Genomic DNA, 23,496 nt, shown 5'->3' with positions numbered 1-23,496 from the left:
ACGAAGTGGCGGAATAGACAATCGTCCTATATCGTTAGCAAGAGTAATGACTCCAGCTAATGAACATGCAAACGTCACAGACCAGAAGCCGTGCGGGCCTGGCGGCGGCCCTGCGCGTCTCGATCTCACGACTCTCACGCCGCATGCGCGCCGAGGGCGGTCACTCCTTGAGCGCCACGCAGATCGGAGCGCTCGGCGCGGTGGCCCGGCACGACGCTCTCACCCCTGGCGAGCTCGCCGCGCACGAAAAGGTGCAGCCGCCCTCGATGACCCGGACGATCGCGCGGCTGGAGGCGGACGGCCTGCTGACCCGCAGCCCGCACCCGACCGACCGGCGGCAGGTGGTGCTCAGTCTGACGGCGGCGGGCGACAAGCTGCTGAAGGAGGAGCGTCGGCGCAAGGAGGCCTGGCTGGCGCAGCGGCTCGCGGAGCTGACGCCGGAGGAGCAGACCATTCTGCGGCAGGCGGCACCGATCCTGGAGAGGCTCAGCCACGGCTGAGCCTTTTCCGCTCCCTCCACAACCGCAACTACCGGCTGTTCTCGGCCGGCCAGGTCGTCTCCAACACCGGCACGTGGATGCAACGCGTGGCCCAGGACTGGCTGGTACTGAACCTCACCCACGGCAGCGGCACCGCGCTCGGCATCACGACCGGCCTGCAGTTCCTGCCGCTGCTGCTGTTCGGCCTGTACGGCGGTGTGATCGCCGACCGGTTCCCCAAGCGCCGGATCCTTATGATCACCCAGCTGGCGATGGGGATGCTCGCGCTGGTCCTGGGCGTCCTCGCGCTCACCGGCAGCGCGCAGGTGTGGCACGTGTACGCGCTCGCGTTCGGGCTGGGCGTGCTGACCGTGGTGGACAACCCCACGCGCCAGACGTTCGCGGTCGAGATGGTCGGGCCCAACGACTTGTCCAACGCCATCGCCCTCAACAGCGCGATCTTCAACACGGCCCGCATCCTCGGCCCGGCCATCGCGGGCGGGCTGATCGCCGCGATCGGCACCGGCCCGGTCTTCATCGTCAACGCCGCCTCGTACCTGGCCGTGCTGCTCGGGCTCTACCTGATGCGCGACGAGGAGCTGTACATCCGGCCGCGCGTGCCGCGGGCCAAGGGCCAGTTGCGTGAGGGCCTGCGCTACGTCCGCGACCGCCGCGACCTCGTCATGCTGCTGATCGTCCTGTTCTTCGTCGCGGCGTTCGGCATGAACTTCCAGATGACGACCGCGCTGATGAGCCGGGAGGTCTTCCACAGCGGCGCCGGTTCGTTCGGCCTCGCCTCGACCATGCTCGCGGTCGGCGCCGTGTCGGGCTCGCTGCTGTCCGCCCGCCGCAAGCGGCCCCGCATGCGCCTCATGCTCATCGCCGCCGCCGCGTTCGGCGTCCTGGAGATCGTGAGCGGCGCGATGCCGACGTACGTCCTGTTCCTCGTGGCGCTCATCCCGACCGGCGTCGCGCTGCTGACCTTCAACACGACCGCGAACGCCGTCATGCAGCTCAGCGTGCCGTCCTGGATGCGCGGGCGCGTGATGGGCCTGTACATGCTGGTCTTCGCCGGCAGCTCGCCGATCGGCGCGCCGCTCCTCGGCTGGCTCGCCGAGGTCTTCGGGCCGCGTTCGGGCCTGATCATCGGCGGCGTCGTCTCCCTGGCCGCCGTGACGGTCGTCGTGGCGATCATGGCGCCGCGCTCGGCGCTGAACGCGCTACGGCCCCGTGTGGCCGAGACGGAGTGAGACCCTGATGGCGTGAGACTCTTCGTCGCGCTCATCCCGCCGGCGCACGTGCTGGACGAGATCGCGGCGGCCTTCGCGCCGTACCGTGACTGGCCGCACCTGCGGTGGACCGGCCGGGACACCTGGCATGTGACGCTGGCCTTCTACGGCGAGGTCGACGAGCCGACCGCCGCGCGGCTGCGCCCCCGCCTCGAACGCGCCGCCGCGCGTCACCCCCGGCGGGAGCTGGCGTTCGCGGGCGCGGGGGCGTTCCCCAGGGCACGGTCGGCGCGCACGCTGTGGACCGGCATCCAGACCGACCTCCAGCGCCTGGCGGACTCCTGCCGGGCCGCCGGGCGCCGCGAGGGCATCGACACCGGCCGCGCCCTCCGCTTCCACCCGCACCTCACCGTCGCCCGTACGCGGGCCCCACGCGACCTCAGGGCGGTCGTGGAGGGGCTCGCGGCGTACGAGGGGATGCCGTGGACGGCCGGCGAGATCCACCTCGTCCAGAGTCACCTCGGCGGCGAGGTGCGCTACGAGACGCTCTGCCGCTGGCCGCTCAGGGACGCCACGGCGAGCCGGTGATCCGCTCGTAGACCTCGGTGTAGCGGGCCTGGGTGGCCGCCACGACGTCGTCGGGGATCGGAGGGCCCGGAGGCGTACGGTCCCAGCCGGCCACCGACGAGGACCAGTCGCGGACGAACTGCTTGTCGAGCGAGTGCTGCGCACGGCCCGGCTCCCAGGCGTCGGCCGGCCAGAACCGGGAGGAGTCCGGCGTCAGCACCTCGTCGGCGAGCACGATCGTGCCGTCCGGGGCGCGTCCGAACTCCAGCTTGGTGTCGGCGATGATGACGCCGCGCTCACGGGCCAGGTCCGCGCCGCGCCGGTAGACCTCCAGCGTCAGGTCGCGCAGGCGCTCGGCGGTCTCGGCGCCGATCTCGCGCACCACGTCGTCGAAGGTGATGAACTCATCGTGCCCGGTCGTCGCCTTCGTGGTCGGGGTGAAGACGGGTTCGGGCAGCCGCGACGCCTCGACCAGCCCCGGCGGCAGCGGCACCCCCGACACGGTGCCCTGCTTCTCGTACTCCTTCAGCCCCAGTCCGGCCAGGTAGCCCCGGGCGATGAACTCGACCGGGAACATCTCCAGCCGCCGGCACCGGATCGCCCGCCCGGCCCACTCCGCCGGCACGTCCTCGGAGATCACATGGTTCGGCACCACGTCGGCAAGCCGATCGAACCACCACAGCGAAAGCTGGGTCAGGATCGCCCCCTTGCCCGGGATCGGGGTGGGCAGGACGACGTCGTAAACACTGACCCGATCTGAAGCAACGAGAATCAGATCGTCACCGTCAGCGTAAACGTCCCGAACCTTGCCGGAGTGAACCAGCTCCATGTACCCCCCATTTCGCGAAACCCGTACCCGAACGTACCCGCCGTGAGGGGCTCGCCCTTGTGAGGGGTCCCCTCAACCGCCCCTGGCCTGGTGAACGGTCCCCTCACACGGCGCGGTTCACGCGCTCTCGGCGCGGCTCTCCAGGCGGTGGGTCAAGGACGTGTGGCGGCGGCCCGTGCCGGCGGTGCGGACGGCTGCGGCCAGGGCGCGGCGTGAGCCGGCCAGCACGACCAGTTTCTTCGCCCGGGTCACCGCGGTGTAGAGCAGGTTTCGCTGGAGCATCATCCAGGAGCTGGTCGTCAGGGGGATGACCACCGCCGGGTACTCGCTGCCCTGCGAGCGGTGGATGGTCACCGCGTAAGCGTGGGCCAGTTCGTCCAGTTCGGCGAAGTCGTACGGGACGCTCTCGTCCTCGTCGGTGCGTACGGTCAGGGACTGCTCCTCCAGCGACAGGGCGGTGACCACGCCGACCGTGCCGTTGAAGACCCCGGCGGCGCCCTTGTCGTAGTTGTTCCGGAGCTGGGTGACCTTGTCGCCGACGCGGAAGACCCGGCCGCCGTAGCGGCGTTCCGGCCGGTCGTCGCGGTGCGGCGTCAGCGCCTCCTGCAACAGGGCGTTGAGGTTGCCCGCGCCGGCCGGCCCGCGGTGCATCGGGGTGAGCACCTGCACGTCGCGTCGCGGGTCGAGGCCGAACTTTCGCGGAATGCGGCGGGCCACGATGTCGACCGTCAGCTCCGCCGTGGGCTCGCTCTCCTCGCACGGGAACAGGTAGAAGTCGGGGAACCCGCGCACGTGGGGCGCCTGCCCGGCGTTGATGCGGTGCGCGTTGACCACGATCCCGGACTCCTGCGCCTGCCGGAAGATCTTGGTGAGCCGGACCCGGGGCACCGAATCGGCGGCGAGCAGGTCGCGCAGCACCTCGCCCGCGCCGACCGACGGCAGCTGGTCGACGTCGCCCACCAGCAGCAGGTGCGCGCCGCGCGGCACGGCCTTGACCAGCTTGTTCGCGAGGATCACGTCGACCATCGAGGTCTCGTCCACGACGATCAGATCGGCGTCGAGGGGGTTGTCGCGGTCGAACTCCGGCTCACCACCCGGCTGGAGTTTGAGCAGCCGGTGCACGGTCGCGGCGTCGTGGCCGGTCAGCTCGGCGAGCCGCTTGGCCGCCCGCCCGGTCGGCGCGACCAGCAGCACCTTGGCCTTCCGCGCGGCGGCCAGCTCGACCACGGACCGTACGGTGAAGCTCTTGCCGCAGCCCGGCCCGCCCGTGAGCACGGCGACCCGTGAGGTCAGCGCCAGGCGCACCGCCTCCTCCTGCTCGGGCGCGAGGTCGGCGCCCGTGCGGCGGCGGAGCCAGGCGAGCGCCCGCTCCCAGTCGACGTCCTGGAACGCGGGGAGACGGTCCTCCTTCGCGCGCAGCAGGTCCAGCAGGCCGCCGGCGAGGGAGCGTTCGGCGCGGTGGAACGGCGGCAGGTAGACGGCGGGCACCTCACCGTCGCCCACCGGAACCCGCTCGCGTACGACCTCCTCCGCGGCGACGGCGTCGTCCACACAGGGCGGAACGAGCTCACGCGGCACCTCGAGGATCTTCACGGCCTCCGTGACGAGGTTCGGCTCGGGCAGGTAGCAGTGCCCGTTGTCGGCGGCCTGGGAGAGCGTGTACCGGAGGCCGGCCTTGATCCGCTCGGGAGCGTCGTGGGGCATCCCCAGGGCGCGGGCGATGGTGTCGGCGGTGCGGAACCCGATGCCCCAGACGTCGGCGGCCAGCCGGTACGGGTCCTTGCGCACCACCTCGATGGACTGGTCGCCGTACTTCTTGTAGATGCGCACGGCGAGCGAGGTGGACACGTCATGCCCCTGCAGGAAGACCATGACCTCCTTGATGGCCTTCTGCTCCTCCCACGCCTCGCCGATCCGCTTCGAGCGCTTGGGGCCCAGCCCGTACACCTCGACCAGGCGCGCGGGCTCCTCCTCGATGACGCGCAGGATGTCGGTGCCGAAGTGCTCGACCATCCGGTCGGCCATGACCGGCCCGATCCCCTTGATCAGCCCGGATCCCAGGTAGCGGCGGATGCCCTGGACGGTCGCGGGCAGGACGGTGGTGTACGAGCGGACCTCGAACTGGCGGCCGTACTTCGGATGCGTGGTCCAGCGCCCGGTGAGCCGCAGGCTCTCGCCGATCTGCGCGCCGAGGAGCGGACCGACGACGGTCAGCAGGTCCGGACCGGTCCGGTCGGTCGCGACCCGGGCGATCGTGTACCCGGTCTCCTCGTTGGCGTACGTGATCCGCTCGAGCACCGCCTCCAGCTCCCGCAGCCCCGTGGAGGCATCCGTTTGTCCGTCCTTCACATCGGACATGGTGCCCGAGCCGCCGCGCACGGGGGATATCGGCTGTTGGGAACCGGCAGACGACGCCTGGAATCGGGCCTAATCTGACTCAGCGTGAGCGAAAGAGTGCGCTTGGTATCGGCATTGGTCGCGAACCATCACGGCCCGTGGATCGTCGACGATATTCGCCGGTCGCCGGACGACGAATTCCACCGGTACGAGATCGACGATGGTGTCCTGATCGTGAGCCCCCGCCCTGCCTCCTACCATCAAGCCGCCCTGCTGGAGATCGCGGTCCTTTTGCGCGAGCCCGCCAGGACCGCCGGGCTGGAGGTGCTTCCGGAGGTGGAGATCGTCGCTGACCACCGTGACGACTGGCTGAAGGTCCCCGACATCGCGGTGGTGACACGGGACGCCTTCGGCTCCGAGCCGCCGGCGCACGAGGCGGCCGACGTGGCGCTGGCGGTGGAGATCAGCGGCAGTAGGCAGAGCCGCCATCGGGCCTTCGGAGAGAAGCTCCATGCGTACGCAGAAGCCGGAATCCGGCACTACTGGGTCCTCGAACTGGCACCCGCTCCCAAGCTGACCGTGTTCGAGCTGGTCGGCACCGAGTACAAGCAGATCGCCTCGTCTCGCGAACTGATCGAGCTCTCCCGGCCGTTTCCCGTTGAGATCGATCCTGGGCGGCTGACGCGACCACGCCGGGGTTGATCGCCCGGGTCGCCGCCGGACTCGTACCCGGGGTCCGGTGGAGCGGGGGACCGCATAGGCTCATGGCGTGAACCGTGCTCCGCGATGGTTGTTGCCGGCCGTCCTGGCGGTCCTTCTGTCCGCCGTGGTCGTCGGCACGATTCTCCATTGAGTCGCCCGCGCCAGGCTTCACGCGCCCGGGGAGCGGTGAAGACCCAGAGCATGTCGCCGCGAGCCATGATCAGGACCCTTGCCGCCCTCCTGACCGTCGCGGCGACCGTGATCCCCGGCACCGCGCGTGCCGACGACGACGAGCCGAAGAAGCTCTGCACGATCAAGGACCCGCGCATCGGCGAGTCCAGCGGCCTGGCCGCCAGCCGGCGCCACCCCGGCATCGTCTACACCTTCAACGACTCCGACGGCCCGACGCAGATCTACGCCCTGGGCCCGGACTGCCGCACGCGGGCCACGCTGACGCTCGCCGGCGCGCGCAACCGCGACTGGGAGGCGATCGCGCTCGGACCGAACGGGATCTACGTCGGCGACATCGGCGACAACATGGACGGTGCCTGGCCGTACGTCACGGTCTACCGGATCCCCGAGCCGTCGGTGCTGCGCAGCCAGACGCTGCGCGCCACGGCGTACCGGATCAAGTACGCCGACGGCCCGCGCAACGCCGAGACCATGATGATCAACCCGCGTACGGGGCGGCTGTACATCGCGAGCAAGGCGTTCAGCGACTCCCTGTACGAGGGCCCCAAGCACCTCAGCACGAGCGGCTACAACATCATGCACAAGGTCGGCGACGCGCCGTTCTACGCGACCGACGGCGCGTTCGCGCCCGACGGCCGGACGTTCGTGATCCGCGGCTACTGGGGCGCGGAGATCTACAGTGCGCCCGGCAAGAAGATCACTGACGTGTCCATTCCGAACCAGCAACAGGGCGAGGGCATCACGTTCACCGCCGACGGCCGGTCGCTGTTGCTCAGCTCCGAGGGCCAGAAGCAGCCGCTGTGGCAGGTGCCGGTTCCGGCCAAAGCGCTGCCGGCGCGAACCAACAGCGGTTCCCCGGCGAACTCATCGGGAAAGGACGGTGCGAGTAGCGGGTCTACCAGCGGTTCGAAGAAGTTCCCGGTGGTCAGTCTGGTGCTGGTCGCCGGAGTGGTTCTGTTGATCGCCGGCCTGTTCGCTCGCAGACGAGGGTCATGACGGGATGGGCGCTGACATGTCACGATCTGTTCTCGTGAACCTCGAGTTGATCGGCCTTCGCGCTCCGGCGCGCCGGCTGCGTCCGGTGGCGGCCGGGCCCTTCGCCCTTCTCTCGCTGGTCATCGCACTGCTGCCGATCCGGCCGCCGGGGCTGTGGCTGGCCGCCGTGATCGCCTGTTACGCGCTGCCCTGGCTCCTGGGCCTGCGGGAACGGCGGCCGGGCCGCTGGCGGCTGTCCGCACGCGGCCTCGAGCGCCTCGCCGCCGACGGCACGGTGCTGGAGGCGTACGAGCTGAGCCGCGTCGAGGAGTTCGCGGTGACCGCGGACGACGGCGTTCTGACGATCTTCCACCGGTTCGGCGCCACCGTGGCGGGCCCGCTCGCCGAGATGGGCTTCGACCTGCTGAGCTTCTACATCACCGCACGGCGCCTCGGCATCACCACCCACGTGATCGACGGCGACCGGTCGCTCTTCGAGGACGACGGCCTGCCGCAGGAGGACGAGGCGCCGCGCGCCCTCGGCCGCCGGGCCGAGCAGCGGCTGCGCGACCAGGAGGCGGCCCTGCTCGCCGTGGCGCACGAGCCGCGGACCGCCACCCGCACCGACACCGGACACCTCGCCACGGCCACAACCGGCCGACGGCGCACGACCGCTCTCGGCGTCCTCGTCACGCTGCTCTCGCTGACGATGGTGACCCGGATCGCCCTGGAGGGCGGCGTGGAGATCGCCGGACGCCTGATGGGCGGCCTGTGGGCGCTCGTGGGCGGTGTGGCGATGATGGCCGCCCGCCGCCGCCGGCTGCGGAGCGCGCCGCTGACCTGGACCATCATGCCCTCGGAGCTGAGGATCCGGCACGCGACGGTGGGCGAGTGGCGGGTGCGGGGCGGCGCGGTGGCCGCGGCCGTCGTCGGTCCCGGCACGGCCATCGACCCGGTGACGGGACGGCCCGCGGCCGACCAGACCGTGGTCACACTGTTCGGCCACCGGCTCGAGGTGCTCGCCCGGCTGCCCGCACGCGGTCTGGACGCCTTCCAGCTCACCCACGCGCTGGACGAGCGCGGCTACCACGTCGTCACGCCCGACCAGGCCGTCCCGAGGCCCTCGGAGTACGGCCTGGCGGGGCTGCCGGAGATCTTCTCCCGCGTCCCCGGCGGACGCCTGGTCGTCGACGACGACGGCATCGGCTGGGCCGACGGCGCCGGCGACGTCATCCTGCGCATGCCGCGCGACCGCATCGGCGGGATGGAACTGCTCACCGTCGACGGGCACGCCTGGCTGCGGATGTACGACGACGAGGGCGACGAGTTCCTCGCGGCGCCGCTGTCGATGCTGCGGATCTCCCGCACCGACCTGCGCGACGCGGCGCGGCGCGTGCAGCTCCCGATCACCGACGCCGAGTACGACGCGTACGTCAACGCCGCCTTCTACGGCTCGATGACCCGCCTGGAGACCGCCGAGCCGGCGAAGGAGAAGCCGAAGAAGGCCCTGCCCGAGGCCCGGCTCGACGTCCCGACCCGCACGCGCGCGCTCGCCTACGCCGTGACCGCGACGCTGTGCGAGCTGGTCGCGGTGCTGGGCTCGCTGTGGCTGCGCGCCGACCTCGGCGGGTTCTGGCCGGCGGTGGCGTGGGCGGCGCCGATCGGGCTGGTCCTCGGCCTCGCGGGCGCGTGGCTGTACGACCGCAACCGCCCGCAGCTGCGCGTCTCGGCCTCGGGGATCTCCTCGGTGACGCGCCTCGGCCGTACGGAGTGGAGCGTCACCCGGCAGGCGCTGGGCGGCGTGGGCATCGACGAGGCGGAGGCGCCGCGCCTGGTCGTGTGGAGCCCGGCGGGCCGGGTGCTGCGCCGCGTGTCCTTCCCGCCGGACCTGGCCGAGCTACGCCGCGCCTGCGAGCGCCACGGCCTCCCCTGGGGCCCGCCCGACGCCGGCCACGGCGCCGCCCCACCCCCGGAGCTGTGACGGTGCCGTCCCGAGTGTTGTGAGGGGGCCCTTCACCTCGCCCTGGCGAGGTGAAGGGCCCCCTCACAGGCCGCTTCGCCGGCCACTCACAAGCGCTCTACGACGTGGTCGATGCACGCCGTCAGGGCTTCCACATCGGCTGGGTCGATGGCGGGGTACATCGCGATGCGCAACTGGTTGCGGCCCAGTTTGCGGTAGGGCTCGGTGTCGACGATGCCGTTGGCGCGCAGCACCTTGGCGACCGCGGCGGCGTCCACGCCCTCGAAGTCGATCGTGCCCACGACCTGGGAGCGCTGGGCCGGGTCGGTCACGAACGGCGTGGTGTAGGAGGTCTTGTCGGCCCAGGTGTAGAGCCGCTGGGCGGAGTCGGCGCAGCGGCCGGTCGACCAGGACAGGCCGCCCTGGGCGAGGAACCAGTCGATCTGCTGGGCCATGAGCATGAGCGTCGCCACGGCCGGGGTGTTGTAGGTCTGGTCCTTGCGCGAGTTGTCCACCACGACCTTCAGGTCGTAGAAGTCCGGGACGTAGCGTCCGGACGCGGCGATCTCCTCGATGCGGGCCAGCGCCGCCGGTGAGGCCAGGGCCAGCCACAGGCCGCCGTCGGAGGCGAAGCCCTTCTGCGGCGCGAAGTAGTAGACGTCGGTCTGGGCGACGTCGACGGGCAGGCCGGCGGCGCCGCTGGTGGCGTCCACGAGGACGAGGCCATCGGCGCCGGCGGGCCGCTCGATGGGCATCGCCACGCCGGTGGAGGTCTCGTTGTGCGTGAGGCCGTAGACGTCGACGCCGTCCTCGGCGGCCGGCAGCGCGTGCGTGCCCGGCGCGGACTCGATCACCGACGGGTCCGACAGCCACGGCGCCTTCTCGACGACCTTGGCGAACTTGGAGGAGAACTCCCCGAACACCACGTGCTGGGACCGCTCGCGCACGAGACCGAACGCCGCGGCGTCCCAGAACGCCGTCGTGCCGCCGTTGGACAGCAGCACCTCGTAGCCGTCCGGCAGCGCGAACAGCTCCGCCAGGCCCTCGCGGACCCGGGCGACGATCGACTTGACCGGCTTCTGCCGGTGGGACGTGCCGAGATAGGTCGCGCCGGAGGCGGCGAGCGCGGCCAGCTGTTCCTGACGGACCTTCGACGGGCCTGAGCCGAATCGGCCGTCCGCGGGCTTGAGGCTGTCTGGGATCACGATGTCGGTCACCTGACGAAGCCTAATCAAGCGACCCGGCCGGTCTCAGCCCGGTCCGCGATGTGAGACCCGGTCACGACGTCGTCGCCGCACCGTGCGTACCGCCAGCCACAGCAGCCCCAGCAGGCAGATCAGCGACACGCACGCCGGGTATCGCCAGGGCCGGCCGTCCTGCCGGGCGTCGACCGCCGCGGCGCCGGAGTCGTAGGACAGCAGCGCGAGCGCGGCGGCCATCACCCAGGCGACGACCCCACGGGAGGCGCGGTCGCGGCGCGTGCGGCGTTCTTCGCGCTCGCGTTCCTCCCGGAGCAGGGCGGCGTCGCGCTCGTCGGGGTCCTCATCGCCTGGGCCGGTGTACATGGTTCCCATGGTGGGGGAGGGACGGGTACGGCCCGCGGTGCCGGGGCATCCGCGGGCCGTGCTTGTCGCCTGCTCTCAGACCTTGGTGGTGAGCTCGGCGGAGCCGTCCACCTCGGACACCGAACGAGCCGACGGGCCGACGTAGCGGGCGCTGGGCCGTACGAGGCGGCCGGTGCGCTTCTGCTCCAGGATGTGCGCGGCCCAGCCCGCCGTGCGGGCGCACGTGAACATGGCCGGCATCATGTGCGGCGGCACCTCGGCGAAGTCGAGGATGACCGCGGCCCAGAACTCCACGTTCGTCTCGATCGGACGGTCCGGACGGCGCTCGCGCAGCTCCGCCAGCGCGGCGTCCTCCAGCGCCTTGGCCGCGTCGTAGCGGGCCGCGCCCAGCTCCTTGGCGGTGCGGCGCAGCACGCGGGCACGCGGGTCCTCGGCGCGGTAGACGCGGTGCCCGAAGCCCATGAGCCGCTCGTGGTGGTCGAGGATGTCGGTCACGACCTTGCGGGCGTCGCCGATCTGCTCGACCTTCTCGATCATCGGCAGGACACGGGCGGGCGCGCCACCGTGCAGCGGACCCGACATCGCGCCGATCGCGCCCGACATCGAGGCCGCGACGTCGGCCCCGGTGGAGGCGATGACGCGGGCGGTGAAGGTGGAGGCGTTCATGCCGTGCTCGGCGGCCGACACCCAGTAGGCGTCGATCGCCTTGACGTGCTTGGGATCCGGCTCGCCGCGCCACCGGACCATGAACCGCTCGGTGATGGTGCGGGCCTCGTTGATCCGCTCCTGGGGGACCATCGGCAGGCCGAGGCCGCGGGCGCTCTGCGCCACGAACGACAGCGCGGTCACCGACGAGCGGGCCAGGTCCTCGCGGGCCTGCTCGTCGCTGATGTCCAGCAGCGGGCGCATGCCGTAGGACGGCGCGATCATGGGCAGGGCGCTCTGGACGTCGACCCGCACGTCACCGGAGTGGACCGGGAGCACGTACGGCTCGGCGGGCGCCAGTCCGGGGTCGAAGCTGTTGTCCACCAGCAGACCCCATGCGTCACCGAAGGAGACGTGGCCAACGAGATCTTCGATGTCGACGCCCCGGTATCGGAGAGCACCGCCCTCCTTGTCCGGTTCGGCGATCTCAGTCTCGAAGGCGACGACGCCCTCGAGGCCGGGTTTGAAGTCGGACATGTTCTGTCCTGCCTTTCGTCCCCTGTGGTGTACAGACCCGACTGATAATTGAACCTCTTCTTGCACGCTGCTCAGTACCCGGGGGGGTGTGATATGCGCAATTTTTTCGTTTCCAGCAACTCTATGCGGGAACCCTGCCGTGTCGCCCCCAGGGCGACGCGAGAGGATGTCCTGTCGTGGAGCGAACCGACCCCGCCGACCTCCGGAAGTCCTACAAGGATGCCCGGCTGGACGAGCGTGACCTCGCCGCCGACCCGCTGAGCCAGTTCGACGTCTGGTTCGCCGACGCCGTCGCGGCCGAGTTGTCCGAGCCCAACGCCATGATCCTCTCCACGGCCACCGCCGACGGTACGCCCAGCGCCCGCACGGTCCTGCTCAAGGGGTACGGCCCAGAAGATTTTCGCTTCTTCACGAACCATGGATCGCGCAAGGCGCGGACGATCGCCGAGAACCCCCGTGTGTCACTGGTCTTCCCCTGGCACCCGATACACCGGCAGGTGATCGTCGAGGGCACCGCCGCGCGGCTGTCCCGTGAGGAGTCCGCGGCCTACTTCCACACGCGGCCGCACGGCTCCCAGCTCGGGGCGTGGGCGAGCGAGCACCAGTCCTCGGTGGTGAGCCGCGAGGAGCTGGAGAGCCGGTACGCCGAGCTGGCCCGGCGCTGGCCGGGCGAGGTGCCGCTGCCGGACTTCTGGGGCGGCTACCGCGTGGTGCCGGTGAGCGTGGAGTTCTGGCAGGGGCGGCCGAACCGGATGCACGACCGCCTGCGATACCGTCGTCCCGATGTGCACGAACCGGACAAATGGGTGTTGGAGAGACTGAGCCCTTGAGCGCTGACCCCCAGTCATGCCCCCGCAGCCCGGCGACGGCCTCACCCGAAGCACCCGACGACACGCCTCCTTCATGGTCCCGACGTGCCCGGAACCTGGCGCGGCGGGCCGCCATCGACACCCGCCCGCTCGGCGAGCCGGCCTTCCGGCGGCTGTGGATCGGGCAGGCGGTGTCCTTCACCGGCTTCCAGCTCACCTCCGTGGCGATCTCGGTCCAGGTCTATGACCTGACCAAGTCCTCGTTGTGGGTGGGCCTGCTCGGACCGGCCAACCTGGTGCCGCTCATCGTCTTCGGCCTGTGGGGCGGGGCGGTCGCGGACATGATGGACCGCCGCAAGCTGCTGATCGTGGCCTCGCTCGTGACCTGGGCGGCCACGCTCGGCCTGCTGGCGCAGTCGTTCCTGCACGTCGGGAGCGTGGCACTGATCATCGGGCTGGTCGTGGTCCAGGCCGTCGGCTTCGCGGTCAGCTCGCCCACCCGCGGCGCAGTGATCCCGCGCCTGCTCCCGGTCCGGCTCGTGCCCGCCGCCAACACGCTGAACTTCACCGCCTCGCAGGTGGCCACGTTCATCGGCCCGGTGCTGGCGGGCGTGGTGATCGGGCACGGCGGGTACGCGGTCGCGTACGGGATCGACGCGGTGCTGTTCACCGTCGGCCTGTACGCCGCGGTGCGGCTGCCCGCGCTGCCGCCGATCGGCGGTGAGATCCGGCGGCCCGGCCTGCGCTCGGTCGTGGAGGGGCTGCGCTTCCTGCTCACCCGCCCGGTGCTGATGATGTCGTTCGTCGTGGACATCATCGCGATGGGCGTCGCGATGCCCCGTGCCCTGTTCCCCGAGGTCGCGGAGACGCGCTTCGGCGGCGAGGAGGCGGTCGGCTGGCTCGTCGCGGCGATCGCCATCGGCGCCGTGATCGGCGGGCTGGTGTCCGGGTGGATCGGCCGGATCCAGCGGCAGGGCGTCGCCCTCATCGCGGTCATCGTGGTGTGGGGTCTGGCCGTGGCGGCCTCGGGCCTGGCGGGCTCGCTGTGGCTCGCGGTGCTGCTGCTGGCCGTCGGCGGCGCCGCCGACCTGGTCTCCGCGGTGTTCCGGCAGACGATCCTGCAGACCTACGCCCCGGACGAGATGCGCGGGCGCCTGCAGGGGGTGTTCACCGTCGTCGTGGCGGGCGGGCCGCGCCTCGGCGACCTGCGCGCCGGCGTCACCGCCTCGATCGCCGGGGCGACGGCGTCGTGGACCGGGGGAGGTCTGGTGTGCGCGGGCCTGGTGGTCGTCACCGGGCTCGCGGTGCCGTCGTTCCGCCGCTACACCGCCGTACGGGCGTCGGCGGACGAGCGGCCGTAGCCGGCCGTCCGCCGAGCCGCGGCCGTCGGGTCAGCCCAGCACCTCGGCGGCGACCTTGAGATCGGAGACCAGCCCGGCGTACGCGGCGTCGCGGTCGTCGGCCCGCAGCACCGCCGACGGGTGCACGGTCGCGACGTAGCAGGCGTTCTGCCGGGACGTCTCGTCGTCGATGGGCGGCCGGGGGATGAGCTGGCCGCGCTGGCGGGTGACGCGGAACGACGGGCCGAGCAGCGCCTTGGCCGCGGTCGCGCCGAGCAGCACGATGACGTCGGGGTCGATGATGTGCAGCTCCGCGGCGAGCCACGGGCGGCAGGCCGTCATCTGGGCCGCGTCCGGCGTCTGGTGGATGCGCCGCTTGCCCGGCCCCTCCTGCTTGAACCGGAAGTGTTTGACGGCGTTCGTGACGTACGCGTCGGAGCGGTCGATCCCGGCCTCGACCAGCGCCTTGTCCAGCAGTCTCCCGGCCGGGCCGACGAACGGCGCGCCCTGGCGGTCCTCCTGGTCGCCGGGCTGCTCGCCGATCAGGACGACCCGTGCCGACGCCGATCCGGAGCTGAAGACGGTCTGTGTGGCGTTCTCGTAGAGGTCGCAGCCCTGGCAGTCCTGCGCGGCGTGGCGCAGGCCGTCGAGCCCGGCTCCCCGCGGGACCCAGCGTCCCGCCCCCTCGAAACGTGGCATGACAGATCCAATCTATCGTCAAGAACGCTCTTCTCACTGGTGGGAAGACCACATCGCCGGTTCACGTTCGGGTATATGAACAGATAAGGATCGCTCTTGCCGTCGCCCGCTCCCCGCAGAGTCGCGATCGGCCGTAGCATCAGGAGCGAACTGGAGGAAACCTTGACCGCACACGGCTTGATCGACACCACGGAGATGTATCTCCGGACGATCTTCGAGCTCGAAGAGGAAGGCATCGTGCCGCTTCGTGCCCGAATCGCCGAGCGGTTGTCGCAGAGCGGCCCGACGGTGAGCCAGACGGTGGCGCGCATGGAGCGCGACGGGCTGGTGAGAGTAGAGGGTGATCGGCATCTCGACCTGACCGAAACCGGCCGTTCCCTTGCGGTCCGGGTCATGCGTAAGCATCGGCTCGCCGAATGCCTCCTCGTCAACGTCATCGGTCTCCCGTGGGAAGAGGTCCACGTCGAGGCCTGCCGCTGGGAACACGTCATGTCCGAGTCCGTCGAGCGGCGGCTGGTCGCCCTGCTCGGAGACCCCTCGACGTGTCCGCACGGCAACCCGATTCCCGGCCTGAACGAACTCGGCGCCGACGTACCCGAGCCGGCCCCGAGCGAACCCCTCGCCCTCATGACCGACGTCGCGACCGCCGCCGGCACCCCCGTCGTCGTCCGGCGCATCAGCGAGCAGGTCCAGAGCGACACCGCACTCATGCTTAGACTCAAGCAGGTTGGGATACAACCGGGACGTGAGGTGACGCTTGCCGCAGGCGACGACGGTGTCAGGGTGACGCGCGACGATGATTCCGAAAGCCCCTCGGCCGAGCTTCCCAGCCGCATCGCCTCCCACGTCTTCGTCTCCAAGCGCTGAGTTGCCCGATCCACGTATCCGGGGCCGTCGTCCGTCGTTCAACAGGGAAGGGGACGGCAATGGCGAGGTGGCGGGCGTATGAAGCGCTGGGGTGAACCACCCGTGGACCCGCTGCTGCCGCCCGAGACCGTGCTCGGCCAGGCGGACATGGCGGTCATCGTCTGCGACCGGTACAGCAACGTCATCTACTGCAACGCCTTCACCGAGACGCTGCTGGGCTTCGGCGGCTCGGAGTACATCGGCCGGTCGATCCTGTCGCTCGGCATCGCCGAGGAGGACCACGACCAGGCCAGGGAGCTGGCCCGTCACGTCCTGAAGGGCGCGGTCTGGGAGGGCACGTTCTGCAACCTGCGGGCGGACGGCAGCACCGTCTACACGCGTGCGTACGCCGTGCCGCTGCGGCACCCCTCCGGCTCCGTCGAGGGCATCGTGATCTTCGCCCGCGAGGCGCTGCGCAGCAACCAGCGTGACCAGGACCGCTACGGCCTGCTCGAGCGCATCGGTGAGCGGCTGGCCGCGTCCCTGGAGCTCCAGCAGACCCTGCGCCGGGTCGCCGACACCCTCGTCCCGCAGTTCGCCGACCACTGCTTCATCGACCTGTACGGCGGCGAGAAGCTCATCCGCCGTGTCTCGCGGCACGGCGGCGACTGGGCGCCGCCGCCGGGCACGTGGGCCGAGGTCGGTGAGACGGTCGTCTACCCGCCGGGCCACTTCTGTGCCAAGGCCCTCGCGCGCCGCGACGCGGTCGTCGTCGAGGACGTCGTGGCCGAGCGGATGACCGCGCCCAGCGCCGCGAGCAAGCAGCTCGGCGACGACCTGGGCATCACGTCGGTGATCGCGGCGCCGCTGCTCGCCCGCGGCGAGGTGCTCGGCGTGATGAGCCTGGCCCTGTCGGGCATCAGCCGGCGGCCCGACCCGCACTACGACGGCTTCGACCGCGATCTGGTCGGCGCGATCGCCAGCCGGGTCGCGCTCGCCATCGACAACGCCATGCTGTTCGAGGAGGAACGCGAGACGGCGCTGGCGTTCCAGAAGAACCTGCTGCCCGGCGACCGCCCGCCGCACCTCGACGGGCTGGAGATCGCCTGGCGCTACGAGCCGGCCCGCCCGCTGGAGTCGCACGGCCAGGGCATCCAGACCCAGGTCGGCGGCGACTGGTACGACGTCATCCCGCTGTCGGCGGGCCGGGTCGGCCTGGTCATCGGCGACGTGGAGGGCCGTGGCGCCCGCGCCGCCGCCGTGATGGGGCAGCTCCGCGCCGCGCTGCGCGCCTTCGCCCAGGACGACAAGCCGCCGGCCGACATCCTGATGAAGCTGGACGAATGGGTCCGCACGATGGTCGGCCCCGGCGGCTACCGCGAGCCGGCCGACACGTCGGAGCGGCGCCACCCGCTCGTGTCGTGCACCTACTTCGTCTACGACGCCTGGTCACGCATCCTGTCCTTCGCCAACGCCGGGCACGAGCCGCCGCTGCTGCTGATCGACGGCGAGGTCATCGACATGGAGGCGGTCGGCAAGGGCGCCATGCTCGGCGTGCGCGAGCCCGGCCTCGGCGGCGAGATCCTGTACGAGGAGGAGACGCGCGAGCTGCCTCCCGGCACCACGCTCGTGCTCTACACCGACGGGCTGATCGAGCGCCGGCCGAAGGACGACGGCGAGCACTACACCCGCGAGCAGGCCCGCGAGATGCTGCGCGAGTCCGTACGCCGGGCCGACCGCAAGGACGTCGAGGCGATCGCCAACGCGGCGTTCGAGGCCGTGCCCGGCGACATCGACGACGACGTCGCGATCGTGGTCGTCCGCACCAACCCGGTCCGGCTCCAGGTCGAGCAGCGCACCTTCCAGGCCGAGCCCATCATGGTCTCCGAGGCCCGGCGCATGGCCGCCGAGACGTTCGCCAACTGGGGGATGCTGGACGAACAGGCCGAACTCGCCTGCCTGCTGGTCTCCGAGGTCGTCACCAACGTCGTCCTGCACGCCGCCAACACGCCGGCCCCGCGCCGGGAGCTGGTCCTGGAGGGCGCGCTGGGCCTCGACGGCCCGGCGGGCTTCGACGACCCGTGGGAGAAGCTCCCCGATCTCGGCCGGCCCGAGCCGCCGACCAAGGAGTTCACGCTCCGGCTGCGCCGCGGCGAGCGCTCGGTGTGGGTCGAGGTCCTCGACAAGGACATGCGCCTGCCCCGCATCCGCAGCGCGGGCGAGACCGACGAGGGCGGCCGCGGCCTGTACCTCGTCGACCAGCTCGCCGCCCGCTGGGGCTCCCGCCCCACCAGCGACGGCAAGGCCGTGTGGTTCGAGATCCCGCTGAAGCACTGACCGCGGCGCGTCATTCACACGGCGCCGAGGAACCCCGGGTCGCGCAGGCCGAGCTGCCGGCAGGAGTCGGCGCTGATGCCGAGCAGCTCCCGCAGGGAGACGGGGTGTCTCGTGGTGGCCGCCAGGTCGGCACGGGCCTCCTCCGACCAGAGGAACGGATAGACCGCGATGCCCTGCCCGGGCCCCAGGCCGGCGGACTCGGTCTGCCGGCCGGGCCACCGGAGGCCGTCGTAGAACTGGTCGAGGCGGCCCGACAACAGCCAGGTCACCCAGGTCGCGTAGCCGATCTCCAGGGGTTCCCACGCAAGAGAGTCCGGTGCGAAGTACACCACCTGCCCCGGCGCGCCGGGGCGGCCGGCGGCGGCAGGGTCGTGGAGGTTCAGGGCGAACACGCCGCCGAGAGCGTCATGGCCGATCACCAGGCCGTCGAGTGGGCGCCATACGGGATCGAAGCCGGCGGGGAAGTGGTTGACCGCGGCCGGCCCCGGCAGATCACGGCAGCCTCCGCCGTAGACGCGCAGCCACCCGTGGTCCAGCAGCAGACCGCCGGAGTGCAGCACCAGCGCGCCGAGGAACGACGCCGCGTTGACCTGGAGCTGAAGCGGGCACGCTCGTCCCCGGTCGGCATCGCCGGGCAGTACCTCGACGGGCACGGACGCACCGGCGAACTCCTTCCGTAGCGCGGGCCAGGCGGGATCGTCGACGTCGATCAGTTCGTTGAGCTCTCGCATCCGGGATCCTGCCATTGCGCACGGTGCGGGGGTTCACCCGTGTGCTTCCGGGGGGTCCGGGGTGGCGGGTCGTACGCTGAAGGCGTGCTGGCATGGGAGGTCACCCGGCCCGGTCCGATCGAGACCGGGCCGATCGAGGCCGTGACGCGCGAGATTCCCGAACCGGGGCCGGAGGAGGTGCTGGTCCGGGTGCGCGCCTGCGGCGTGTGCCGTACGGACCTGCACGTGGCCGAGGGCGACCTGGTGCCGCACCTGCCCCGGGTCACGCCCGGACACGAGATCGTCGGTGAGGTGGTGCGGCAGGGGCACCGGTTCGCGCCGGGCGACCGGGTCGGCGCAGCGTGGCTGCGTCACACCTGTGGCATGTGCGCCTACTGCCGTCGCGGTGCGGAGAACCTCTGTCCCTCGTCGCTCTACACCGGCTGGGACGCCGACGGCGGGTACGCCGAGTACGCCGTCGCGCCCGAGGCCTACGTCTACGCGCTGCCCGGCGACCGGCCCGACATCGAGGTCGCGCCCCTGCTGTGCGCGGGGATCATCGGGTACCGGGCGCTCCGGCGCTCCGCGCTCCCGCCGGGCGGGAGCCTCGGCATCTGGGGGTTCGGCGGATCGGCGCACCTCGCCGCGCAGATCGCGCTCGCCGAGGGCGCCAGGGTCCACGTGTTCACCCGCGCTAAGGCGGCGCGTGAGCTGGCGCTGCGGCTCGGCGCGGACACGGCGCAGGACTCCTTCGACCCCACCCCCGAGCCGCTCGACTCGGCGATCATCTTCGCGCCCGCCGGGGAGCTGGTGCCGGCCGCCCTGCGGCGTCTCGACCGCGGCGGCACGCTCGCGATCGCCGGCATCCACCTCACGGACGTGCCCGTACTCGACTACCAGGCCGACCTGTTCCAGGAGCGGCAGCTGCGCAGCGTGACGTCCAACACCCGCGCGGACGGCGAGGAGTTCCTCCGGCTCGCCGGCCGGCTGGGGCTGAAGGTGGCCGTCACCCCGTACGCCCTCGACCGGGCCGACCAGGCGCTGGCGGACCTGGCCGGCGACCGCGTCAACGGCGCGGCCGTCCTCGTACCCGGCCTGGACGACCCGTCGGCTCCACCGCGAAGTACGCCCACGACTGGGTGAACCACATCTCGGCGCCGATCAGTCGCGGGCGCGCGCCGGTGGGCGGGCCGCCGTCGAGCTCGGCGGTGAGCTCCCGGCGGATACGGTCGGGGTCGTGCGCCTCGGCCAGCCAGGGTTCGATCGGACGCTCGACGGTGAACATGTCCATCCTGCGGGTCCGGCCACCGGCGCGTTCGACCACGTCGAGCAGCTCGCGGAAGGTGCGCATCCGGCTGCGCGCCGGGTCTCGCAGCCGCTCGATGCGGTCGCCGTCGCCCGCGCGCGTACGGACGAGGTCGGCGAGCACCACGCGGCCGCCGCAGACCCGGAGCAGGTCGTGGACCAGGCCGACCTGGTCGTCACCGCGGACGTGCCCGAGCGGCGCGACGACCAGCGTGAAGGTTCCGGACGGCAGCGCCCCCGCGGCGGCGCTGGTGAGCTCGCCCACCCACGGCCGGATCGCCGAGGCCAGGCCGGAGGCACCGGAGACGTCGAGGCAGACGTCGTCTTGGCGGGGTTCGGCGAAGTTCACGAGACGACGCAGGTGACAGGCCGTAGTCGTCGTATGCGCCTGTGACCTGGAGTGGGGCACGGATCGTCGCCTCCCATGGACGGTACCGGGGCCTGGCATCGGGTATGACGCGTCCGGCGCGCCGGGAGTTCGAGCGGATCACTTGCGGAAGGACTGACCCCACAGCATCAGTACGAGCACGACGAACGCGAACATGAAGCCGAATGTGCTGTTACGCGACATGCTCAGGCCGATGCGCCGCATGATCCGGGTGACGATGAACGCTCCCAGGATCGCCAGCAGTGCCAGCGTGACGAGACCACTCAACGGCTCTCTCCTCTGGTGCGCTATGCCCGTACCAGCGTAGCCGTTTCCCGCGATCTCAGTGGATCTCAGCGGATCTCGGCGATCACCGCAGCCCCTCCACCTCAGGGTGGAGGACATCCCACCCGAGCGCCGATGACGCCGCCGCGCGCGGGCGGTTGAATCGAGGACATGAACGACACGCTTCGGGCCGCCGACCGGGACCGTGACGAGGTCGTGGACCTGCTGCGCGAGCACTACGCGCAGGGGCGGCTCACCATGGAGGAGTTCGACGAGCGGAGCACGGCGGCGACCTCGGCCAAGACCATCGGCGACCTGCGCGTGCTGACCGCGGACCTGCCGGCGGCGCCCGAGCCGCGCGAGGCCGCCTGGTCGGCGGCGCGGATGCGATGGATCGCGCTGGCGGGCACGGCCGCGGTCGCGACCGTGATCCTGGCCGGAGTCGCGGTGGCCGGCCACTTCGACTTCGCCTTCCCCGTCTGGCTGATCGTCCTCGTCGCGGTCAAGCGCGCGCACGGCGGCCGGCGGATCCCGCGGGCGCACCGAGCCAGGTGACGAGCGCCGCGCGGAGGCCGCCGGCATCGGTTCCGTCCGGCGTCACCCACGCGACGTGGCCGTCCGGGCGGACCAGCGCGGCCAACGGCTGATCGGGAGGCGGCACGGCGGTCCGGGCTGAGCCACGAGCAGTGGATGGAACAGCAGGGCGAATACGGCCCGGGATCGTGAACAGCGGCCTCTACCCGCGTTTCAGCAGAGTGATCACCGAGGCGGAGACCCCGCACGCCGCCGACCGCCAGGAACGGGTGTTCGAGGCGGGGCCGGAACGCGTCCTGGACGGTCTGGCCCGCATCTGCCGGCACGGCGCTGAGCCGCCGCCTGGGTGCCGCGCGGCAGGTATGGGCTCTGAGCGGCCGCCCGGAACTCATGTGCGGCAGGGGTCTCTCTCAGGAGGCCGGTGGCCCGTCGGTGAGCAGGCGGCGGGGGCCGGGGCCCTCGGCGCCGAGCCGGTCGTACGGGTTGCACAGCCGGCAGTGGCGCAGGGACAGGCATCCGCAGCCGATGCACCCGGTCAGGTCGTCGCGGAGCCGCTGGAGCTGCGCGATCCGGGCGTCCAGCTCGCCGCGCCAGGCGGCCGACAGCCGGGCCCAGTCGCGGGGCGTGGGCGTGCGGCCCTCCGGCAGTTCGGCGAGCGCGGCCCGGATGTCGCTCAGCGGGATGCCCACGCGCTGCGACACCCGGATGAACGCCACCCGCCGGAGCACGTCGCGCGGGTAACGGCGCTGGTTGCCCGCCGTACGCCGGCTGTGGATCAGGCCCTTCCTCTCGTAGAAGTGCAGGGCGGACACGGCCACGCCGCTGCGGGCGGCCACCTGGCCGACGGTGAGCTCCTGTGCGTCCGGCGGTGGGTTGTCCATGGCGCACACTCTAAAGAGTCCGCGCTCTAAAGCTCAGCATTGGTCGAGGTTGCCACGGGCGGGAGAGCAGAGTCACATGGACGTGACGGCCGGGCGAGGTAACCTCGTACTGACCGAATAGTGTTCGGTTGTTTGGGACGGAACCCGCAACGAGAGTTTGGGAGGCGACGTGGCCGAGGCGTACATCGTCGGAGCGGTCCGTACCCCGGTCGGCACGAAAAAGGGTGCGCTGGCGGCGGTGCACCCGGCCGACCTGGGTGCACATGTGCTGAAGGAGCTCGTCGAGCGGACGGGGGTGGACCCCGAGGCGGTCGATGACGTGATCATGGGCTGTGTCATGCAGGTCGGCCCGCAGTCGCTCGACCTCGCCCGTACGGCCTGGCTGTCGGCGGGCCTGCCCGAGCGCGTGCCGGGTGTGACCATCGACCGGCAGTGCGGCTCGTCGCAGCAGGCGGTCCACTTCGCCGCCCAGGCCGTCCTCTCCGGCACCCAGGACCTCGTCGTGGCGTCCGGTGTGGAGAACATGGGCATGGTCCCGATGGGCTCCAGCGTCGCCATGGCGCTGGAGAAGGGCATGCCCTTCCCGTACGGCGAGGGCTGGAACCAGCGGTACGGCGACCAGGAGATCTCCCAGTTCCGCGGCGCGCAGCTCATGTGCGAGAAGTGGGGCTACAAGCGCGGCGACCTCGAGCAGTTCGCGCTCGAGAGCCACCGCCGCGCGGTCCACGCGATCGAGAGCGGCCACTTCGACCGCGAGATCGCCCCGATCGCGGGCGTGACCAAGGACGAGGGCGCGCGGGCGGACACCTCGCTGGAGAAGATGGCCGGCCTGAAGCCGCTGCGCGACGGCTGGGAGCTCACCGCCGCGGTGGCCTCGCAGATCTCCGTCGGCGCCGGTGCGCTGCTCATCGCCTCGGAGGAGGCGGTCAAGCAGCACAACCTCACGCCGCGGGCGCGCATCCGCACTCTCGTCGTCGAGGGCTCTGACCCGGTCTACATGCTGACCGGCCCGATCCCGGCGACCGAGAAGGCGCTCAAGCGCGGCGGCCTGTCGGTCGACGACATCGACGTGTTCGAGGTCAACGAGGCGTTCGCCCCGGTGCCGCTGGCCTGGGCCAAGGAGACCGGCGCGTCGCTGGAGAAGACCAACCCGAACGGCGGCGCCATCGCGCTCGGCCACCCGCTGGGCGCCACCGGGTCGATCCTGATGACCAAGCTCGTGCACGAGCTGGAGCGTACGGGCGGCCGGTACGGCCTGCAGACGATGTGCGAGGGCGGCGGCCAGGCCAACGCCACCATCATCGAGCGCGTGTAAGGGTGTTCGCGGCCCCTCGGGGCCGCGGTCCGCGAAGGGCGGGGTGCCAGG

The 23,496-nt window shown here is 71.5% G+C and carries 24 protein-coding genes; 13 read left to right on the top strand and 11 right to left on the bottom strand.

Annotation, left to right across the window (positions count from 1 at the left end):
* Window positions 1–59: 59 nt before the first annotated feature.
* The 3 genes from OG417_RS46125 to thpR are packed head-to-tail and all read left to right on the top strand — an operon-like array spanning window position 60 to window position 2,296.
* Window positions 60–500 carry a MarR family winged helix-turn-helix transcriptional regulator gene (locus OG417_RS46125; protein ID WP_329263038.1) on the top strand — a complete coding sequence of 147 codons (441 nt, stop codon included), beginning with the start codon at window positions 60–62 and terminating at the stop codon, window positions 498–500.
* Window positions 497–1,729 (top strand): MFS transporter, encoded by a 1,233-nt coding sequence (locus OG417_RS46120; protein ID WP_329263036.1) that lies wholly within the window; start codon window positions 497–499, stop codon window positions 1,727–1,729. Before OG417_RS46125 ends, OG417_RS46120 begins: the two co-directional genes overlap by 4 nt.
* A 12-nt stretch (window positions 1,730–1,741) precedes the next feature.
* Window positions 1,742–2,296 carry an RNA 2',3'-cyclic phosphodiesterase gene (thpR, locus tag OG417_RS46115; RefSeq protein ID WP_329243554.1) on the top strand — a complete coding sequence of 185 codons (555 nt, stop codon included), beginning with the start codon at window positions 1,742–1,744 and terminating at the stop codon, window positions 2,294–2,296.
* Here the strand turns inward: thpR and OG417_RS46110 are convergent.
* Both OG417_RS46110 and recD2 read right to left on the bottom strand, forming a co-directional pair.
* On the bottom strand, window positions 2,271–3,104 hold the full coding sequence (locus OG417_RS46110) for a phosphoribosylaminoimidazolesuccinocarboxamide synthase (RefSeq protein ID WP_329243552.1): 834 nt from the start codon (window positions 3,102–3,104) through the stop codon (window positions 2,271–2,273). The genes thpR and OG417_RS46110 overlap by 26 nt on opposite strands.
* Window positions 3,105–3,221: 117 nt before the next feature.
* A complete protein-coding gene (recD2, locus tag OG417_RS46105; RefSeq protein ID WP_329243549.1) occupies window positions 3,222–5,453 on the bottom strand; it encodes an SF1B family DNA helicase RecD2 in 2,232 nt (743 codons plus the stop codon).
* 93 nt (window positions 5,454–5,546) lie between these two features.
* Between recD2 and OG417_RS46100 the strand changes: the two genes are divergently transcribed.
* From OG417_RS46100 to OG417_RS46090, 3 genes are all read left to right on the top strand, one after another.
* The gene (locus OG417_RS46100; protein WP_329243546.1) at window positions 5,547–6,143 is read left to right on the top strand and encodes a Uma2 family endonuclease; all 597 of its coding nucleotides are present in this window, start codon (window positions 5,547–5,549) and stop codon (window positions 6,141–6,143) included.
* A 216-nt stretch (window positions 6,144–6,359) separates the two neighbouring features.
* A complete protein-coding gene (locus OG417_RS46095; protein ID WP_329243544.1) occupies window positions 6,360–7,331 on the top strand; it encodes a hypothetical protein in 972 nt (323 codons plus the stop codon).
* 34 nt (window positions 7,332–7,365) lie between these two features.
* The gene (locus OG417_RS46090) at window positions 7,366–9,291 is read left to right on the top strand and encodes a YqeB family protein (protein WP_329243542.1); all 1,926 of its coding nucleotides are present in this window, start codon (window positions 7,366–7,368) and stop codon (window positions 9,289–9,291) included.
* Window positions 9,292–9,377: 86 nt separating this feature from the next.
* Here OG417_RS46090 and serC read toward each other — a convergent pair whose 3' ends face one another.
* The 3 genes from serC to OG417_RS46075 form a co-directional block, all read right to left on the bottom strand.
* Window positions 9,378–10,487 carry a phosphoserine transaminase gene (gene serC / locus OG417_RS46085; RefSeq protein ID WP_329243540.1) on the bottom strand — a complete coding sequence of 370 codons (1,110 nt, stop codon included), beginning with the start codon at window positions 10,485–10,487 and terminating at the stop codon, window positions 9,378–9,380.
* Window positions 10,488–10,520: 33 nt separating this feature from the next.
* On the bottom strand, window positions 10,521–10,835 hold the full coding sequence (locus OG417_RS46080; protein ID WP_329243537.1) for a hypothetical protein: 315 nt from the start codon (window positions 10,833–10,835) through the stop codon (window positions 10,521–10,523).
* 75 nt (window positions 10,836–10,910) lie between these two features.
* Complete coding sequence (locus OG417_RS46075) at window positions 10,911–12,017, bottom strand: citrate synthase 2 (protein ID WP_329243535.1); 1,107 nt, start codon at window positions 12,015–12,017, stop codon at window positions 10,911–10,913.
* A 176-nt stretch (window positions 12,018–12,193) separates the two neighbouring features.
* Here OG417_RS46075 and pdxH point away from each other — a divergent pair, with 176 nt between their 5' ends.
* Window positions 12,194–12,847: a pyridoxamine 5'-phosphate oxidase gene (gene pdxH, locus OG417_RS46070; RefSeq protein WP_329243533.1), complete on the top strand. Its 654-nt coding sequence runs from the start codon at window positions 12,194–12,196 to the stop codon at window positions 12,845–12,847.
* Complete coding sequence (locus tag OG417_RS46065; protein ID WP_329243531.1) at window positions 12,844–14,187, top strand: MFS transporter; 1,344 nt, start codon at window positions 12,844–12,846, stop codon at window positions 14,185–14,187. Before pdxH ends, OG417_RS46065 begins: the two co-directional genes overlap by 4 nt.
* Window positions 14,188–14,217: 30 nt before the next feature.
* On the opposite strand, the gene OG417_RS46060 is transcribed toward OG417_RS46065, so the two are convergent.
* Window positions 14,218–14,865 (bottom strand): UdgX family uracil-DNA binding protein, encoded by a 648-nt coding sequence (locus tag OG417_RS46060; protein ID WP_329243528.1) that lies wholly within the window; start codon window positions 14,863–14,865, stop codon window positions 14,218–14,220.
* Between the two features lie 162 nt (window positions 14,866–15,027).
* Here OG417_RS46060 and OG417_RS46055 point away from each other — a divergent pair, with 162 nt between their 5' ends.
* Together OG417_RS46055 and OG417_RS46050 are read left to right on the top strand one after the other, a co-directional pair.
* Window positions 15,028–15,732 carry a metal-dependent transcriptional regulator gene (locus tag OG417_RS46055; RefSeq protein WP_329243525.1) on the top strand — a complete coding sequence of 235 codons (705 nt, stop codon included), beginning with the start codon at window positions 15,028–15,030 and terminating at the stop codon, window positions 15,730–15,732.
* A 78-nt stretch (window positions 15,733–15,810) separates the two neighbouring features.
* On the top strand, window positions 15,811–18,048 hold the full coding sequence (locus OG417_RS46050) for an ATP-binding SpoIIE family protein phosphatase (protein ID WP_329243522.1): 2,238 nt from the start codon (window positions 15,811–15,813) through the stop codon (window positions 18,046–18,048).
* Between the two features lie 14 nt (window positions 18,049–18,062).
* Here the strand turns inward: OG417_RS46050 and OG417_RS46045 are convergent, their stop codons facing one another.
* Window positions 18,063–18,779, bottom strand: coding sequence for a DUF2625 family protein (locus tag OG417_RS46045; protein ID WP_329243519.1), 717 nt, complete (start codon window positions 18,777–18,779; stop codon window positions 18,063–18,065).
* Window positions 18,780–18,863: 84 nt separating this feature from the next.
* On the opposite strand from OG417_RS46045, the gene OG417_RS46040 reads away from it, so the two are divergent.
* The gene (locus OG417_RS46040; RefSeq protein WP_329243517.1) at window positions 18,864–19,901 is read left to right on the top strand and encodes a zinc-dependent alcohol dehydrogenase family protein; all 1,038 of its coding nucleotides are present in this window, start codon (window positions 18,864–18,866) and stop codon (window positions 19,899–19,901) included.
* On the opposite strand, the gene OG417_RS46035 is transcribed toward OG417_RS46040, so the two are convergent.
* Together OG417_RS46035 and OG417_RS46030 are read right to left on the bottom strand one after the other, a co-directional pair.
* Window positions 19,825–20,412 carry a class I SAM-dependent methyltransferase gene (locus OG417_RS46035; RefSeq protein ID WP_329243515.1) on the bottom strand — a complete coding sequence of 196 codons (588 nt, stop codon included), beginning with the start codon at window positions 20,410–20,412 and terminating at the stop codon, window positions 19,825–19,827. The genes OG417_RS46040 and OG417_RS46035 overlap by 77 nt on opposite strands.
* 138 nt (window positions 20,413–20,550) lie before the next feature.
* Window positions 20,551–20,718, bottom strand: a complete 168-nt coding sequence (locus OG417_RS46030) for a hypothetical protein (protein ID WP_329243512.1) — start codon at window positions 20,716–20,718, stop codon at window positions 20,551–20,553.
* A 168-nt stretch (window positions 20,719–20,886) separates the two neighbouring features.
* Between OG417_RS46030 and OG417_RS46025 the strand changes: the two genes are divergently transcribed.
* Window positions 20,887–21,270, top strand: coding sequence for a DUF1707 SHOCT-like domain-containing protein (locus OG417_RS46025; RefSeq protein WP_329243510.1), 384 nt, complete (start codon window positions 20,887–20,889; stop codon window positions 21,268–21,270).
* Here the strand turns inward: OG417_RS46025 and OG417_RS54680 are convergent.
* Complete coding sequence (locus OG417_RS54680) at window positions 21,218–21,376, bottom strand: aromatic-ring hydroxylase C-terminal domain-containing protein (RefSeq protein WP_442875619.1); 159 nt, start codon at window positions 21,374–21,376, stop codon at window positions 21,218–21,220. The genes OG417_RS46025 and OG417_RS54680 overlap by 53 nt on opposite strands.
* 283 nt (window positions 21,377–21,659) lie before the next feature.
* A complete protein-coding gene (gene soxR / locus OG417_RS46020; protein WP_329243508.1) occupies window positions 21,660–22,130 on the bottom strand; it encodes a redox-sensitive transcriptional activator SoxR in 471 nt (156 codons plus the stop codon).
* A 169-nt stretch (window positions 22,131–22,299) separates the two neighbouring features.
* Here soxR and OG417_RS46015 point away from each other — a divergent pair, with 169 nt between their 5' ends.
* Window positions 22,300–23,445 (top strand): acetyl-CoA C-acetyltransferase, encoded by a 1,146-nt coding sequence (locus OG417_RS46015; RefSeq protein WP_329243505.1) that lies wholly within the window; start codon window positions 22,300–22,302, stop codon window positions 23,443–23,445.
* Window positions 23,446–23,496 lie beyond the last annotated feature (51 nt).

The sequence above is a fragment of the Actinoallomurus sp. NBC_01490 genome (genome assembly GCF_036227085.1).
GTDB classification, from domain to species: Bacteria; Actinomycetota; Actinomycetes; order Streptosporangiales; family Streptosporangiaceae; genus Actinoallomurus; species Actinoallomurus oryzae.
Note: the sequence above shows the minus strand (reverse complement) of the source record. Positions and strands in the feature narration are given on the sequence as shown.

Coding starts and splice junctions, on each gene's coding strand:
- OG417_RS46125 (WP_329263038.1), top strand. CDS start 60: ATGAACATGCAAACGTCACAGACCAGAAGCCGTGCGGGCCTGGCGGCG.
- OG417_RS46110 (WP_329243552.1), bottom strand. CDS start 3,104: ATGGAGCTGGTTCACTCCGGCAAGGTTCGGGACGTTTACGCTGACGGT.
- OG417_RS46095 (WP_329243544.1), top strand. CDS start 6,360: ATGATCAGGACCCTTGCCGCCCTCCTGACCGTCGCGGCGACCGTGATC.
- OG417_RS46080 (WP_329243537.1), bottom strand. CDS start 10,835: ATGTACACCGGCCCAGGCGATGAGGACCCCGACGAGCGCGACGCCGCC.
- OG417_RS46075 (WP_329243535.1), bottom strand. CDS start 12,017: ATGTCCGACTTCAAACCCGGCCTCGAGGGCGTCGTCGCCTTCGAGACT.
- OG417_RS46060 (WP_329243528.1), bottom strand. CDS start 14,865: ATGCCACGTTTCGAGGGGGCGGGACGCTGGGTCCCGCGGGGAGCCGGG.
- OG417_RS46050 (WP_329243522.1), top strand. CDS start 15,811: ATGAAGCGCTGGGGTGAACCACCCGTGGACCCGCTGCTGCCGCCCGAG.
- OG417_RS46045 (WP_329243519.1), bottom strand. CDS start 18,779: ATGCGAGAGCTCAACGAACTGATCGACGTCGACGATCCCGCCTGGCCC.
- OG417_RS46025 (WP_329243510.1), top strand. CDS start 20,887: ATGAACGACACGCTTCGGGCCGCCGACCGGGACCGTGACGAGGTCGTG.
- soxR (WP_329243508.1), bottom strand. CDS start 22,130: ATGGACAACCCACCGCCGGACGCACAGGAGCTCACCGTCGGCCAGGTG.